The organism is Pseudomonas sp. B414 (assembly GCF_055408445.1).
The window spans coordinates 1-14068 of the sequence record NZ_JBUZTQ010000024.1; the positions used below are offsets into that span (position 1 = coordinate 1).

Below are 14068 nucleotides of genomic sequence, written 5' to 3' on the forward strand. Positions count from 1 at the left end.
TTACGTCGGCACTATGAAAGGCGTAGGCCGTATTTATCAACAGACCTTCGTTGATACTTACAGTAAAGTCGCGTTTACCAAACTCTATACAACGAAGACGCCAATCACAGCCGCAGACCTGTTGAACGACAAAGTGCTGCCGTACTTCACAGAGCAAAACGTCCCTGTGCTGCGGATTCTGACAGATCGTGGAACGGAGTATTGCGGCAAGCTAGAGCAGCATGATTACCAGCTTTACTTGGCCATGAACGACATTGAACACACTCGGACGAAAGCGGCCTCACCGCAAACCAACGGTATCTGCGAGCGCTTCCACAAGACGATATTGCAAGAGTTTTACCAGGTCACTTTCCGGAAAAAGATCTACCAAAGCATGGAGCAGTTGCAGGTCGATCTTGACCACTGGATGACCCACTACAATGATGAACGGACTCATCAGGGAAAAATGTGTTGTGGCCGGACGCCGGCTGAGACATTTGAGGATGGAAAGAAAATCTGGCAGGCCAAGATGATCAACTGAATTTGACCTGACAGTCATGACCGCAAATCCGGTAACTGTCAGATCAAGTCTGAACTTCTACAACTGATCAGCAATTGGCGGAGTTCATCCGCCTTCTGTGACTGTCACGCCTGAATGTCACAAACGATAAATAACTACGCTGCATCCGGTCGCGGACGGCGGCGCCATCCCGAGGTAAACCCATGCCTATTCGCCACAGCATCATCCACCAGATCGACAAGAAGCCAGATGGCTCCCCCGCAGTTTTGCACGTCAGCGGCACCGAACTGGCCGAATCGCAGGCCACTGAAAACCTGCTGCACGATCTGAACGTTGCCTACAACGCCAAGACGGGCAAGGCCTGGGGCTTCTTTCATGCTCACTCTGGCGCCTTCCCTTTCAGCGGCTGGTTGCAGACCTACATCGATGGCGGCGAATTTATTGAGTTCAGCCACACTGCTGTCGAGCACCTACAAAAGCTCATGGAAGAATCAAACCTGAGTGTTGGTGGGCATGTTCTGCTGGCCCACTACCAGCAAGGCCTGACCGACTACCTGATAGTTGGCCTGCTCCAGCACAGCGAAGGGGTCACCGTGAATGCTGACCTCAGCGTCACGCCTTCCAAGCATCTGGACTTCGGCAACATCAGCCTGGCAGCCCGGATCAATATCTCGGAATGGCGCATCAACCCGAAGTCGCGGCAGTACATTTCGTACCTAAAAGGTTCGAAGGGCCGCAAAGCAACCGACTACTTCAGAGACTTCATCGGCTGCCAAGAAGGCGTCGACGGGCCAGGTGAAACCCGAACTCTGCTCAAGGCATTCAGCGACTTTGTAACTGCTGAGGGTTTGCACGAAGACAGCGCCCGCGAAAAGACTCAGGCGCTGGTCAGCTACTCAATGGCCCAGGCCAAGATTGGCGAACCGATCACTCTCAACGAACTGTCTGAGCTGATCGACGAAGACCGGCCGAAAGCCTTCTACGACTTCATCCGTAACAAGGACTACGGCCTGTTGCCGGAGATTCCAGCCGATAAGCGCACCCTGAACCAGTTCCGACGCTTCACCGGGCGGGCTGAAGGTATGTCAATCAGCTTCGAGCAGCACCTGCTTGGCTCCAAGATCGAGTTCGACCAGGAGGCAGGAACTCTTATTTTGCGCGGCCTGCCAACTCAGCTCGCTGATCAGCTCAAGCGTGCCTCTGCCTGACACCTATCGATACGCCGCGCACTTGATGAGTGCCGGCGCCTGAAAGACGTCTATCTACCGCGCTTTCGGTTTCCAAAAGTTGGATTCAAGCGCTTTATTGCACTGACCCCAGTAGGAAATTATCGCATCACGGGCGTCTTCAACCGTTTCAAAGGCCGCACTAGGCTCTGCAACACCCCTAACACCACCATCTACTTGGCAGATCAGTTCTCCACTTGGGATGCGCCGAACAACTCGCCCGCGAGTGATCGTCCCGCCATTGATGAAACCTGACGCCTCAAGCTCAAGAACAATTTCAACAACGTCAACCATATAAATCTCCTTGATCCGGCCCCATACCAGTCACCCGTGATACCCCATATCAGGTAGGCATGCCAGCTCCAACTCTGATGCGCCTCGCAATCTCGCGCATCGGGACATTCACGCAACCCTGCCCTTTGGTTGCTTCCATGATGATCGGGTTCGCAGATGACGCCGCTAGATTGACCTCAAGTAGGTCTGGATACATGCGCTCCAGACAGGCTGCATTCACATTCTTGCCATTCTTTAGGCGTATGAAGCGGTCATCTACAGCAATGACATGATTTGCCCATGCAGGCTCGCTCGACATCGCAGCAGCGGCATTAAATGCACGCCGAACAAATTCATCCTGGGTCATTAGTTACTCCATTCCGACTCCATGTCGGGCCGAACACAAATACCCCACTTCTACGAATCACGCCAGCCGGCGAGGATCCCATGTCGCCTTATAAAATCTCAGGGACGACCGTCGTGAGCTTCTCCGGCGGGCGGACCAGCGCATACATGCTGCGCCAGGTGCTGGACAACAACCATCACTTGAACGATCTGATCGTCACGTTCGCCAACACCGGAAAAGAACATTCGTAACCGTCCGCCCAACACCCTCTTGCTGATCAGACCTTCGCCTGCTTCAACCATTGATTGACCCAGTCGCAGTCAAACATCGTCGGATCAAACCCATCATCCCCATACCACTCCGACATTGCGTCGTGCTCAGGGTGATTTGGATCCGCCAATGCAGCCAGGAAATCTTCATACCCAGGTGCCCCTCCAATATCTTCCGGCGGGCGTGCATTGGCACCATCGATGCAGTACGGCACTTGCGGGAAAATAATCGCAGGCAAGGCTTTTTCGATTTTAATGCGCAGCTCCCAGTTGTCACCGAAGTCATAGACATAGCGAAACGTCTTCTTCCCGTTCAACACGCTAATAAGCTTTTTGCGCTGCTCTGAAACCACCTCCGGGCCCCATCCCGGATCCGGTACACCATAACTTTCGCCATCAATTTCAAATTCGTGCAGGTGCGTGTCGCTCCAGCCAAATACGGCCTGAATAACACGGTGCAACTTGCACAATGTGATGTTTTCAGACACCGCTACCCGCCGCCAGATTGATGGTTTTATCCACTTGAATTCGATGTGTAGTATTAGAGCTTGGTCGGTTTTAAGCAGGGCCAGACGAGAGGTTTTTGGCATGGGTCAAGCAGCCTCGTAGTGTTCGACAGAGTTAAGAGAAACGTTCCAGGGCAGCAGGTCGTCGACGCGGTTGATCGGGTGGTCAGCGATGCGCTCCAGGACATGTGTCAAATAAGCTTGCGGGTTCAGACCGTTGAGTTTCGCCGAACCGACCAAGCTATAAATAGCCGCCGCTCGTTCACCGCCAGCATTCGAGCCGACGAACAAATAATTCTTGCGACCCAAAGCGACGGCGCGCAGCGCCCTCTCTGCCGCGTTGTTGTCGATTTCGATGCGGCCGTCATCGCAATAGCGCGTCAGCGCCTGCCACCGATTGAGCGCATAAAGGATTGCACCGCCCAATGTCGATTTTTTCGACACTTGAGCCAGCGTCTGGTTGAGCCAGGCCTCTAATTGCTTCAGCAATGGGCTTGCCCGGCTTTGCCGAACAGTTCTTCGCAGGTTTGGTGGTTGCCCGCGAATCTCGCTTTCGATGGCATACAGGGCAGCAATTCGCTGCAACGCTTCGCCGGCCAGTGGTGAGGCAAGGTCTTTATATACGTCATAAAACTTGCGGCGGGCATGGGCCCAGCATGCGGCTTCCTGAATCGCGCCCGTCGCATACAACTGAGCAAACCCTGCGTAGCCGTCAGCTTGCAAAATGCCGCTGAAGTCCTTGAGGTGAGTCTGCGGATGTTGGCCTTTACGATCCGGTGAATAGGCGAACCAGACAGCTGAAGGTGTTGTGTAACCGGCAGGCCGGTCGTCTCGCACGTATGTCCACAAGCGAGCTATTTTGGTTTTGCCGTTGCCCGGCGCAAGCACGCCAATTGGCGTGTCGTCGGCATGAACTTTATGGCCGCTCATCACGTGACGTTCAAGCGCGTTGATCAACGGCCGAAGTAACTGGCTGCACTGACCCACCCAGTCGGCGAGCGTGGAGCGCTCCAGATCTACGCCCTCGCGGGCGTAGATCTCGCACTGGCGGTACAACGGCAAATGATCGACAAATTTCGACACCAGCACGTGCGCCAACAGCCCAGGCCCGGCAAGGCCGCGAGCAATAGGTCGACTGGGCGCGGGAACTTGGGCTATATGCTCGCAGCAGCCACAGACCAGTTTGGGCCGCACGTGCCGAATTACTTTGAACCGGGCCGGCACGTACTCCAGCATTTCTGCCACGTCCTCACCCAAATAACGCAGCGCACCACCGCAACCGCCGCATTGCGAGTCAGGTTGATGCATATGGATTTCGCGTGGCAGGTGCTCAGGTAATGGCTTGCGCCGAGAGACTGCGCGAGGTGTCGGTTCGATTGGAGGCGTCAGTTCGGCCTGACTGATCTGCAACTCTTCAAGACCTAACTGAAGCTGGTCGATCATTGTGTCCAGTTGCTCAGAACTGCGACCAAACTGCGTGCGACGAAGCTTGGCGATCATCATCTTCAGGCGCTCAATCTCTGCGCGCTGGGCAGCGATCAGAGCCTTCAAGACCTGAAGATTATTGGGCAAGGAGTCGGTCGCGTCAGTCATGCCCGGATGCTACTGATTTTTGTCAGCGCAGTCAGTCAGACCACAAAGACAGGGGCAGTGCGAATTGGCCTACGCCAATCAATCCCTTCTAAAAGCATCGACAACTGCGCAGTCGTGAGCGACACGCTGCCACTGCTCGCCTGCGGCCAGACAAAGCGCCCTTGCTCCAGGCGTTTACAGAATAAACACAGCCCGTCACCGTCCCACCACAGCAGCTTGATTCGATCGCCACGCCGCCCACGGAAAGCGAAAATATGGCCAGAGAACGGATCTGCTTCCAGCTGAGTTTGCACCAGGGCTGCCAGTCCATCGAATCCACGGCGCATGTCCGTAACGCCGGCGGCGATCCAGATACGAGTACCTGCAGGTGGGGCAATCATCGCAGTAACTGCTGCAAGACGAGTTGCACCGTCTGTGGATCGGGAGCGCCAATGATGCGCAGCCTGACTTTTCCTGTCTCAATAACGATCTCGGAAACGGGTTCGATCTGCGGCAAAACGGCTGGAGGTACATCGGCGGGCGTCTCGATTACTTGGACAGGCAGCAGCGTTGCTGCGTGACTTACCGGGCCGAACACCCCGTCTTGATATTGTTGGCGCCATCGAAATACCAGATTGGCATTGACGTCATGCTCACGAGCAATGATCGATACGGATGCGCCAGGCTGAAGCGTTGCTTCAACGACCTGACGTTTGAACTCCGCTGGGAAGTTGGGTCGCCGACCGGGTCGACGCGGATAAAGAGACGTAGCCAATGTAGTGTCCACTAAAAAAATAGTGGGCACTATCTTGGAGAGTTTTGAGGGCGTTCAGGAGTGGGTACTGGGCGGACGGTTACGGTCTTTCAGGCCTTGCCCCCCTTAAAAACTTTGCTTCTATGGTAAGCAAGGTAGTGGAATTGTTCAGGGCGGAATTGACCAACATTTTTGATTGCGTCGATATTCCATGCTGCCATGACATTTTCAGCACCTGGGGCAAAAAGCAGGTCACCCTTGTCGTTAAAAGAAATCCATCCACGATCAAATAGCTTGTCGATATGAGGAGCCAACATCAGGCCGTTGCTTCCATCCAGTCGCTCAGCATTGGCACAGTCTTTCCACGGCTTAATATGACTGGCGATCAGAAAGCTCTGATCGGCAACACCTGTGAGCCGGCACTGCGACTCGATCAGCAAAACTCGCTGCCGAAAAACCCCCTGCCCGCGACGAGACCGAATCAGTTGATCCTTCTCTGCCTCAGGAATTTCTTCAGCAGTCAGGATTTCAATTTCAGCGAGGTCTGTCTCTATCTGTTGCGTAGCGTCCTGAACAGCCTCTACCGCATCAGGGCTCAGTTCCCCGGTTATATTAAGAATCAAACGGCCTAGCACTGGAGAAATAGCAGCAAGGTAGCAACCCTGGTTCCCATTACCATTAGCCTGCAAAGGAGAATGCTTCTGCGGCAGTAACGGTTGGATATGGGCAATGTGTGCTTTAGGCGCAACAGGCAAAGGCAACGAAGTCCATTCTATTGGCACCAACCACCCGCTATCAGCCCAGTTGGCACCTGCCAACCCAAAGGCCTCTGGCTTTAAAGACTCAGAGTGACGCTTGCTGACAACACCGATTGCCTTGATAAGCCCATCCGCGTAAGAGATAACAATATCTCCGGGCTCCACTTGAGTCAGATTGTCATATGTTTTGTTGCGAGCACCATTTGCATTGGCTTTCGGCGACCAAATATAGCCGCCGTCAAACTCGGCTTTAAAGGTCTGTTTATGGTTTACCCACCAGTAATTATGTGGCGAGGCTAAGTCCTCTTCAAAATCACGTATACGTGATTTTGAACTCTCTACCGCCTTAGGAGAGAAAATACCCGGGTGCCTAGACACAACGGCCTCAAAAGCAAACTCCTTCAAGCCAAGGCTGGTGAGAGCTTTGTAGCCTTGCGTTTCAGCCTCCCTAGTTACGACTCTTTCGACGCCTGCAATGATTCCGTGCTCCTGCAGCATGCGCCATGTGTAAGCAGCTCGCTGTCGCTTGCCATGTTTTTGGAACAAGGTCTGCTCGTAAGACAGCACCGCAAGAATCGATTCGATCTCAGCAGATGAAGTAGCACCGAAGCGTTCTAGGGCAACGCGCTGCGCTTCTAGCTTTAAAGCATCAATCTTGTGTGCGTCCATGTTTGTTCTCTCTTTCGTGAAGAAGAGAGTTTAAAGCAGAAGGATGGCATTTCAATATCATTCTGCCTCGATACCAACATATCTCATGACTGTTTGACTTACATCGGACGCTGAAATCAGCACAAACCTACTAATTAGCCACGTCCCCACTCACAAACCAGCCGCTGCAGCGGCAAGGACGAAGTCATGCCTGAAGAAACAGCCTTGAAGTGCTACCAAGTCGGCGATTCAGATTATGTCGCCGCCACCAATGAAGACGAAGCCCGCAAAGTATTGGCTGAAATGAACGGTGACGACCCGTCGAGCTACGTGGACTGGGACGTTGAGCTGGTCGATGAAGCGAAACTCAATAAGCAGTGGGTAGACGAAGATCCTCCGTACGCTGAGTGCGGGTGTCTGCGTCAGTGGCTGGCAGAAGCTACTGAGCCGACTTATCTCATCGGCACGGAGGGTTAAGCCATGAAGGTAACCGACGCAGAAATACTGCAAGCCATCTGGCGGGCGCAGGTCAAAAGAACCGCCAGGGGTGTGATCGACAACTACATTGGTGGCAGCAAAGGGCTCAAAGGTGACAGCGATCAGGATCGTTTTTACTCCCAATACTTGAGCATGGTCGGTCGCGGAGCCCTCGGCATATCGCTGAGTAAGGGTCATCTTGCGCGCCGCCTGAAAGCCCTTATTGGAATCGGTGCTTTGCAATGGCATGGGCGCCCAGGCAATGCCTACGCATATCACACCGAAGCGACCATGGACGTGTTCCGTTTTGCCCGCAAATGGTGGGAAGAACACGGCGTTCCGAGCGGCTTTGACGAGCAAAACAAGTCTATGCGAACAGCTCGGATCGACGACTACGACGCCCTTGCTGCGCAGCTTGAGCAAGAGCTACTGGGGCGCTTCGGTAGCCAGCAGGTAACGCCATGACCCACCATCCCAAAGGCCGCATGTGCTGCGCCTGCCAGCACGCCCGCCGCGACTGCAGCGCCCTTCCCTTCAAGGCTATGCCGCCGATTCAGCGCGACACCAGCACGGTCATCGTGCGCTGCACTGACTTCAAGCGGCAGCTGTAAACCCAAACTTCTCAACTCAACCAGCCTGCCGGCAATCGGCGGGGAGGATTCCTCTATGCCTTCAATCAGCACCGGGCGACTTTGCCTGTTCCTGCTGTTTGCCACGCTCTACCTAATCGCGAGCGTTGCCTGGTTCTTCTTCGTCATGCCGGCACTGATGAACCATGACTCAGATATCGCGCTTTTCGGCGCATTTAGCGGTACCGCGCTGTGGATGGTTGCAGGCGCCTCAATCGTCATTTATGTAATTCGCAAAACACCGCCGGTGGGGAGGTGATGTATGGCAGCCAAAAATGTAGCCCGTAAAAGCTTGATCCAACCGCGGTTCATGCGCGCCGGTGAAGCACCGGACTACCTCAGCATGAACCTGGCCCTGTTTAACGAAATAGTCCGCCCCTACGTCAGTGAGTTTCCTATTGGCGAGCGCGGTGTTGGCTTTGACCGGCTGGAGCTCGATGAGTGGGCCTCTTCCTACGTCGAATCCAGGGCAATTGATAAAAATGGCGCATCGGAGCAACAATTGCCCCGCAGCGAGCGTCAGATCGGAGAATCAACATGGCGCGCAAAACCATCACGGGCCTTTCCCAAAGGAACGGGCTCTGGCATATCGACAAGAAAATCAACGGCGAACGACTTTACGAAAGTACTGGAACTAGTCAACGGGAAGAAGCAGAGCGGTACCTGATCCACAGGCTGGAACAGATCCGGCAGCAGAAGGTGTATGGCGTCAGACAGGTGAGAACGTGGCGGGACGCAGCCATGCGTTTCCTTCTGGAGATTCGCGATCAGCCATCGATAAAGTTGTCAGCTCACCACCTTTCGCAGCTCGACCCCTTTATCGGTGATATGCCTTTGACTCACATTGATGACCAGGCGCTTGAGCCCTTCATCAAAGACCGCCTGGCAACCTACAAGCTGCCAGACGGGAAGATCAAGAAAGGTGTGGCCAACCGAACTGTGAACATTTCGATTGAGCGTGTAGTACGGGTTTTGACGTTGTGCGCACGCAAGTGGCGGGATGATGAGCGGCGGCCGTGGCTGGACAGCGTGCCAATGCTCACAAAACTGGAAGAGAAGAAATCGAGCCGCAAGCCCTATCCTATGTCCTGGGAAGAGCAGTCGATTCTTTTTGGCGAGTTGCCCGCCCACTTGCAGACGATGGCCTTGTTCAAGGTGAACACGGGCTGTCGCGAGCAGGAGGTGTGCAAGTTGAAATGGGATTGGGAAATTGCGGTACCGGAGCTGGGTACCAGTGTGTTTCTGATACCCGCAGATTTTGGCGGCCGGCATGAGCGGTCGGGAGTGAAGAACGGTGATGAGCGCCTGGTGGTGCTCAACAACGTGGCCAAGTCGATCATTGAGAAGCAGCGCGGTATCAGCAAGGAATGGGTATTCCCCTACAACGGCACCGCAATGCACCGGATGAATGACTCAGCTTGGAAGAAGGCGCGGGTGAGAGCGGCGAAACTCTGGCAGGAGGAAAATCTTCGCCCCGCTCACCCTGGCTATCAGTCGATCCGGATTCACGACTTGAAACACACGTTTGGCCGGCGGCTTCGGGCAGCAGGCGTAACCGAGGAAGACCGCAAGGCATTGCTCGGGCACAAGAACGGCAGCATCACCAGTCACTACTCCGGCGCCGAGCTGGGGCATCTGATAGAAGCTGCAAATAAGGTGTCAGCAACTGACTCACGTGGGCCGGTGCTGACGATTCTGAAGAGAAGGCAGGCTTAAAATTTGGAGAAGTCACGCAAAAGTCACGCACATGAAAAAGCCCAACTCGCGAAAGTTGGGCTAAGTCATTGAAAAATATGGTCGGGACGGAGTGATTCGAACACTCGACCCCTAGCACCCCATGCTAGTGCGCTACCGGACTGCGCTACGCCCCGACTAGGCGTTAAAACTTGCTAGAACGTCGAGAAATATACCTTAAGCTTTTGAAATACGGAAGTATTTTTAAAGCTTCGATTATTTCTTGAGAACCAGCAAAACATCTTCCAATTCGGAGATGGTTTGACGGATCAATTGCTTGTATTGCGTGGTGTCGTCTTTGGCTTCATCACCGGAAAGTCGCAAGCGCGCCCCTCCGATGGTGAACCCTTGATCATAAAGAAGAGCACGAATTTGCCGGATCATCAGCACATCCTGGCGCTGATAATACCGGCGATTTCCGCGACGCTTCACAGGGTTGAGTTGAGGAAACTCTTGCTCCCAATAGCGCAGCACGTGCGGCTTTACCGCACATAGCTCGCTGACTTCGCCTATGGCGAAGTAGCGTTTGCCAGGGATCGGCGGGAGCTCGTCGTTATGACTTGGTTCCAGCATAAGCCTCTACTCGGGCCTTCAACTTCTGCCCTGGACGAAAAGTGACCACACGGCGAGCCGTGATCGGGATTTCTTCTCCCGTTTTCGGATTGCGGCCAGGCCGCTGTCGCTTGTCACGCAGGTCAAAATTGCCAAAACCGGACAATTTGACTTGCTCGTTGTCTTCAAGAGCGTGCCTGATTTCTTCGAAAAACAATTCCACCAATTCTTTGGCTTCTCGTTTGTTCAGGCCCAACTCTTCATAAAGACGTTCCGCCATTTCAGCTTTCGTCAGAGCCCCCATACGTCACTTCCTTAACGTGGCGTTCAACCTTTTTTCAAGCGAGGTGAGGATGTTTTGTGTCGTGGTATTCACCTCATCGTCATTAAGAGTGCGCGATGGATGCTGCCAGGTCAAGCCAACTGCAAGGCTTTTTCTATGCGGATCAATACCTTTACCCTGGTAAACGTCAAATAGCCTTAGGTCTGTGAGCCACTCGCCTGCATTTTCACGAATTACATCCAGTACCGCACTGGCTGCAACATCACGATCCGCCAACAACGCAAGATCACGTCGCACTTCAGGAAAACGCGATAACTCGTGGAATTTAGGCATTTTACCCAGTGCCACTTCGGCCAGAACCAGCTCGAAAACGAACACTGGACGGTCAAGACCCAGGTGTTTTGACAATTCAGGGTGGATGGCACCAACAAAGCCAACTTCGCGACCATCACGCTCAATGCGCGCGGTCTGCCCCGGGTGCAGCGCAGGGTGCTTGCCCGGCACGAAGGTGAATGCATCCAGTGCACCGGCAAAACCCAGCACAGCTTCTACATCAGCCTTGACGTCGAAGAAGTCAACCACATCGCGGCCCTGGGCCCAGCCCTCGGGCAAGCGGCTGCCGCAGACAACACCCGCCAGCATCGGCTCTTGCTTGAGACCTTCCAGCTGGCCGACAAAACGCAGACCACTTTCAAACAAACGAACACGATCTTGCTGGCGATTGAGGTTGTGCTGCAACGACTTGACCAGGCCGGGCCACAGCGAGGCACGCATGGCAGCCATGTCGTTGGAGATCGGGTTGGCAAGCAGCAACGGCTCAACGCCCGGGCTGAACAGTTCGAACTGTTTCGGGTCGATAAAGCTGTAAGTGATCGCTTCCTGGTAACCACGGGCTACCAGCAGGCGACGCAGCTCAGGCAGGTCGCTACGCGCTTCGGCCTTGGCTTGCGGTGCCAGGCGGGCCTGCGGGTAACGAACCGGCAAGCGGTTGTAGCCGTACAGACGCGCCAGTTCTTCGATCAGGTCAACTTCCAGGCTGATATCGAAGCGATGGCTTGGCACCTCTACGCGCCACTGCCCTGCCCCTTCAGCGGCAACGGTCAGGCCCAGGGCACTGAGCAGTCGCTCAATTTCGGCCGAGTCCATTTCCATGCCCAGCATCTGGCTGATACGCGCGGCACGCAAGGTGATCGGCGCAATCGATGGCAGGTACTGTTCGTTAACGGTTTCGATGATCGGGCCGGCTTCGCCGCCAGTGATTTCCAGCAGCAGGCCAGTGGCGCGCTCCATGGCTTCACGGGCCAGTTTCCAGTCCACGCCACGCTCGTAGCGGTGCGATGCGTCAGTGTGCAGGCCGTAGGAACGAGCCTTGCCAGCGACAGCGATCTGATCAAAGAAAGCGCTTTCAAGGAAGATGTCGCGGGTCGTGTCGGTCACACCGCTGTGCTCGCCACCCATTACGCCGGCAATGGCCAGGGCGCGGGTATGGTCTGCAATCACCAGCGTGTCGCTGCGCAGGGTAACTTCCTGGCCGTCGAGCAGTACCAGCTTCTCGCCTTCTTCAGCCATGCGTACGCGAATGCCGCCATTGATTTCGGCAAGGTCAAACGCGTGCAATGGCTGACCCAGCTCCAGCATCACATAGTTGGTGATGTCGACAGCGGCATCGATGCTGCGCACATCGGCGCGACGCAGGCGCTCAACCATCCACAGCGGCGTCGGGCGGGACAGGTCGACATTGCGGATCACACGCCCCAGGTAACGCGGGCAAGCGGCAGGAGCAAGCACTTCGACAGAGCGGACTTCGTCATGCACAGCCGGAACTACCGCCACTACAGGACGGCTCACCGGTGCTGCGTACAACGCGCCGACCTCACGGGCCAGACCGGCCAGCGACAGGCAGTCGCCACGGTTGGGAGTCAGGTCAACTTCGATGCTGGCGTCTTCCAGGTCCAAGTAGACACGGATGTCTTGACCCACTGGCGCATCGGCCGGCAGCTCCATCAGGCCGTCATTGCCTTCACCCACTTGCAGCTCTGCTTGCGAGCACAGCATGCCGTTGGACTCGACGCCACGCAGCTTGGCTTTCTTGATCTTGAAGTCGCCTGGCAGTTCGGCACCGATCATGGCGAACGGGATCTTCAGGCCTGGACGCACGTTAGGCGCTCCGCAAACGACCTGGAAGGTTTCTGCGCCATTGCTGACCTGGCATACACGCAATTTGTCGGCATCCGGGTGCTGCTCGGTGCTCAGCACCTCGCCCACCACCACGCCACTGAATACACCGGCGGCCGGCGTAACGCTGTCGACCTCAAGACCGGCCATCGACAGACGGGCAACCAGCTCGTCGCGACCTACCTGCGGGTTTACCCAACCACGCAGCCATTGTTCACTGAATTTCATCCTGCTCTCCTAAGAATTCGTTACGACTAGCGAAATTGCGCGAGGAACCGCAAGTCGTTGTCGAAGAACAGACGCAAGTCGTTCACGCCGTAACGCAGCATGGCCAGACGCTCAACGCCCATGCCGAAGGCAAAGCCCGAAAACTCTTCCGGATCGATCCCGGACATGCGCAGTACGTTCGGATGGACCATGCCGCAGCCCATGACTTCCAGCCAGCCGGTCTGCTTGCAGACACGACAGCCTTTACCGCTGCACATCACGCATTCCATATCCACTTCTGCGGAAGGCTCGGTGAACGGGAAGTAGGACGGACGGAAGCGCACGGCCAGTTCTTTCTCGAAGAACACCCGCAGGAACTCTTCGATGGTCCCTTTCAGGTCCGCGAAGTTGATATCGCGATCGACCAGCAGGCCTTCGACCTGGTGGAACATCGGCGAATGGGTAATATCGGAGTCGCTACGGTACACACGGCCTGGGCAGACGATGCGGATCGGCGGCTTTTTGGATTCCATGGTGCGGACCTGTACCGGAGAGGTATGGGTGCGCAACAGCATGTTCGCATTGAAATAGAAGGTGTCATGCATCGACCGGGCCGGGTGATGGCCTGGGATGTTGAGCGCCTCGAAGTTGTGGTAGTCGTCTTCGACCTCAGGGCCTTCGGCAATGCCGTAGCCAATATGGGTGAAGAACTGCTCGATACGTTCCAGAGTCCGGGTCACCGGATGCAGACCGCCTGAGGTCTGGCCACGGCCAGGCAGGGTTACGTCAATGGACTCGGCAGACAGTTTGGCGGCCAGGTCGGCCTCTTCAAACAGTGCCTTGCGCGCATTGAGAACCTCTGTGACACGCTCCTTGGCAACGTTGATCAGCGCACCGACTTGCGGACGCTCTTCAGCCGGCAAATTCCCCAGGGTCTTCATCACCTGAGTCAATTCACCTTTTTTGCCAAGGTATTGAACCCGGATTTGCTCCAGGGCATTGATATCTTCAGCGCTTTGCACAGCCTCTAGTGCTTGAGAGACCAGCGCATCCAGGTTTTCCATGTACAGACTCCAGATACAAAATAGGGGAAGAGCTTGAAGGCTCTTCCCCTATTTATGACGTTTAGCACCTGGGCTTACACAGGCAAGCCCAAGTGA

Annotated in this window: 19 protein-coding genes, 1 tRNA gene and 1 pseudogene; 9 read left to right on the plus strand and 12 right to left on the minus strand. The window is 55.2% G+C overall.

Features of this window, described 5'->3' with window-relative positions:
- The coding region (locus ACZRMH_RS18385) for an integrase core domain-containing protein (protein ID WP_464014635.1) at nt 1–520 on the plus strand (520 nt) is incomplete at its 5' end.
- Between the two features lie 182 nt (nt 521–702).
- On the plus strand, nt 703–1707 hold the full coding sequence (yejK, locus tag ACZRMH_RS18390) for a nucleoid-associated protein YejK (protein WP_464014636.1): 1005 nt from the start codon (nt 703–705) through the stop codon (nt 1705–1707).
- A 54-nt stretch (nt 1708–1761) separates the two neighbouring features.
- Here yejK and ACZRMH_RS18395 read toward each other — a convergent pair whose 3' ends face one another.
- Nucleotides 1762–2019 carry a hypothetical protein gene (locus ACZRMH_RS18395; RefSeq protein ID WP_464014637.1) on the minus strand — a complete coding sequence of 86 codons (258 nt, stop codon included), beginning with the start codon at nt 2017–2019 and terminating at the stop codon, nt 1762–1764.
- A gap of 49 nt (nt 2020–2068) precedes the next feature.
- The gene (locus ACZRMH_RS18400) at nt 2069–2365 is read right to left on the minus strand and encodes a hypothetical protein (RefSeq protein WP_464014638.1); all 297 of its coding nucleotides are present in this window, start codon (nt 2363–2365) and stop codon (nt 2069–2071) included.
- Between the two features lie 80 nt (nt 2366–2445).
- Between ACZRMH_RS18400 and ACZRMH_RS18405 the strand changes: the two are divergent.
- Nucleotides 2446–2589, plus strand: a pseudogene (locus tag ACZRMH_RS18405) (phosphoadenosine phosphosulfate reductase domain-containing protein); the annotation flags it as partial.
- Between the two features lie 32 nt (nt 2590–2621).
- On the opposite strand, the gene ACZRMH_RS18410 reads toward ACZRMH_RS18405, so the two are convergent.
- The 5 genes from ACZRMH_RS18410 to ACZRMH_RS18430 form a co-directional block, all read right to left on the minus strand.
- A complete protein-coding gene (locus ACZRMH_RS18410; protein WP_464014639.1) occupies nt 2622–3203 on the minus strand; it encodes a plasmid pRiA4b ORF-3 family protein in 582 nt (193 codons plus the stop codon).
- Nucleotides 3204–3206: 3 nt separating this feature from the next.
- On the minus strand, nt 3207–4712 hold the full coding sequence (gene tnpC / locus ACZRMH_RS18415) for an IS66 family transposase (RefSeq protein ID WP_464014640.1): 1506 nt from the start codon (nt 4710–4712) through the stop codon (nt 3207–3209).
- A 35-nt stretch (nt 4713–4747) separates the two neighbouring features.
- Nucleotides 4748–5092 (minus strand): IS66 family insertion sequence element accessory protein TnpB, encoded by a 345-nt coding sequence (gene tnpB / locus ACZRMH_RS18420; RefSeq protein ID WP_464014641.1) that lies wholly within the window; start codon nt 5090–5092, stop codon nt 4748–4750.
- Entirely contained in the window at nt 5089–5466 is a 378-nt protein-coding gene (tnpA, locus tag ACZRMH_RS18425) for an IS66-like element accessory protein TnpA (RefSeq protein WP_464014642.1), read from the minus strand. The genes tnpB and tnpA overlap by 4 nt, the downstream gene beginning before the upstream one ends.
- 89 nt (nt 5467–5555) lie before the next feature.
- Nucleotides 5556–6872, minus strand: coding sequence for an HNH endonuclease (locus ACZRMH_RS18430; protein WP_464014643.1), 1317 nt, complete (start codon nt 6870–6872; stop codon nt 5556–5558).
- Between the two features lie 186 nt (nt 6873–7058).
- Here ACZRMH_RS18430 and ACZRMH_RS18435 point away from each other — a divergent pair, with 186 nt between their 5' ends.
- The 6 genes from ACZRMH_RS18435 to ACZRMH_RS18460 are packed head-to-tail and all read left to right on the plus strand — an operon-like array spanning nt 7059 to nt 9673.
- On the plus strand, nt 7059–7328 hold the full coding sequence (locus tag ACZRMH_RS18435; protein ID WP_464014644.1) for a hypothetical protein: 270 nt from the start codon (nt 7059–7061) through the stop codon (nt 7326–7328).
- A gap of 3 nt (nt 7329–7331) precedes the next feature.
- Nucleotides 7332–7793, plus strand: coding sequence for a hypothetical protein (locus ACZRMH_RS18440; protein WP_464014645.1), 462 nt, complete (start codon nt 7332–7334; stop codon nt 7791–7793).
- Nucleotides 7790–7939: a hypothetical protein gene (locus ACZRMH_RS18445; protein ID WP_464014646.1), complete on the plus strand. Its 150-nt coding sequence runs from the start codon at nt 7790–7792 to the stop codon at nt 7937–7939. The genes ACZRMH_RS18440 and ACZRMH_RS18445 overlap by 4 nt, the downstream gene beginning before the upstream one ends.
- A 55-nt stretch (nt 7940–7994) precedes the next feature.
- A complete protein-coding gene (locus ACZRMH_RS18450) occupies nt 7995–8216 on the plus strand; it encodes a hypothetical protein (RefSeq protein ID WP_464014647.1) in 222 nt (73 codons plus the stop codon).
- A gap of 3 nt (nt 8217–8219) precedes the next feature.
- Nucleotides 8220–8624, plus strand: a complete 405-nt coding sequence (locus ACZRMH_RS18455) for a hypothetical protein (RefSeq protein WP_464014648.1) — start codon at nt 8220–8222, stop codon at nt 8622–8624.
- On the plus strand, nt 8510–9673 hold the full coding sequence (locus ACZRMH_RS18460; RefSeq protein WP_464014726.1) for a tyrosine-type recombinase/integrase: 1164 nt from the start codon (nt 8510–8512) through the stop codon (nt 9671–9673). Before ACZRMH_RS18455 ends, ACZRMH_RS18460 begins: the two co-directional genes overlap by 115 nt.
- Nucleotides 9674–9751: 78 nt before the next feature.
- Here the strand turns inward: ACZRMH_RS18460 and ACZRMH_RS18465 are convergent.
- The 5 genes from ACZRMH_RS18465 to pheS all read right to left on the minus strand — a co-directional run bounded on the left by ACZRMH_RS18465 (nt 9752) and on the right by pheS (nt 13972).
- Nucleotides 9752–9828: transfer RNA gene (locus tag ACZRMH_RS18465), tRNA-Pro, on the minus strand.
- 79 nt (nt 9829–9907) lie between these two features.
- Nucleotides 9908–10264 (minus strand): MerR family transcriptional regulator, encoded by a 357-nt coding sequence (locus ACZRMH_RS18470; protein WP_464014649.1) that lies wholly within the window; start codon nt 10262–10264, stop codon nt 9908–9910.
- A complete protein-coding gene (ihfA, locus tag ACZRMH_RS18475) occupies nt 10245–10547 on the minus strand; it encodes an integration host factor subunit alpha (RefSeq protein ID WP_002553164.1) in 303 nt (100 codons plus the stop codon). The genes ACZRMH_RS18470 and ihfA overlap by 20 nt, the downstream gene beginning before the upstream one ends.
- Nucleotides 10548–10550: 3 nt before the next feature.
- The gene (pheT, locus tag ACZRMH_RS18480; RefSeq protein WP_464014650.1) at nt 10551–12929 is read right to left on the minus strand and encodes a phenylalanine--tRNA ligase subunit beta; all 2379 of its coding nucleotides are present in this window, start codon (nt 12927–12929) and stop codon (nt 10551–10553) included.
- A gap of 26 nt (nt 12930–12955) precedes the next feature.
- Nucleotides 12956–13972: a phenylalanine--tRNA ligase subunit alpha gene (gene pheS / locus ACZRMH_RS18485; RefSeq protein WP_464014651.1), complete on the minus strand. Its 1017-nt coding sequence runs from the start codon at nt 13970–13972 to the stop codon at nt 12956–12958.
- Nucleotides 13973–14068: the final 96 nt, after the last annotated feature.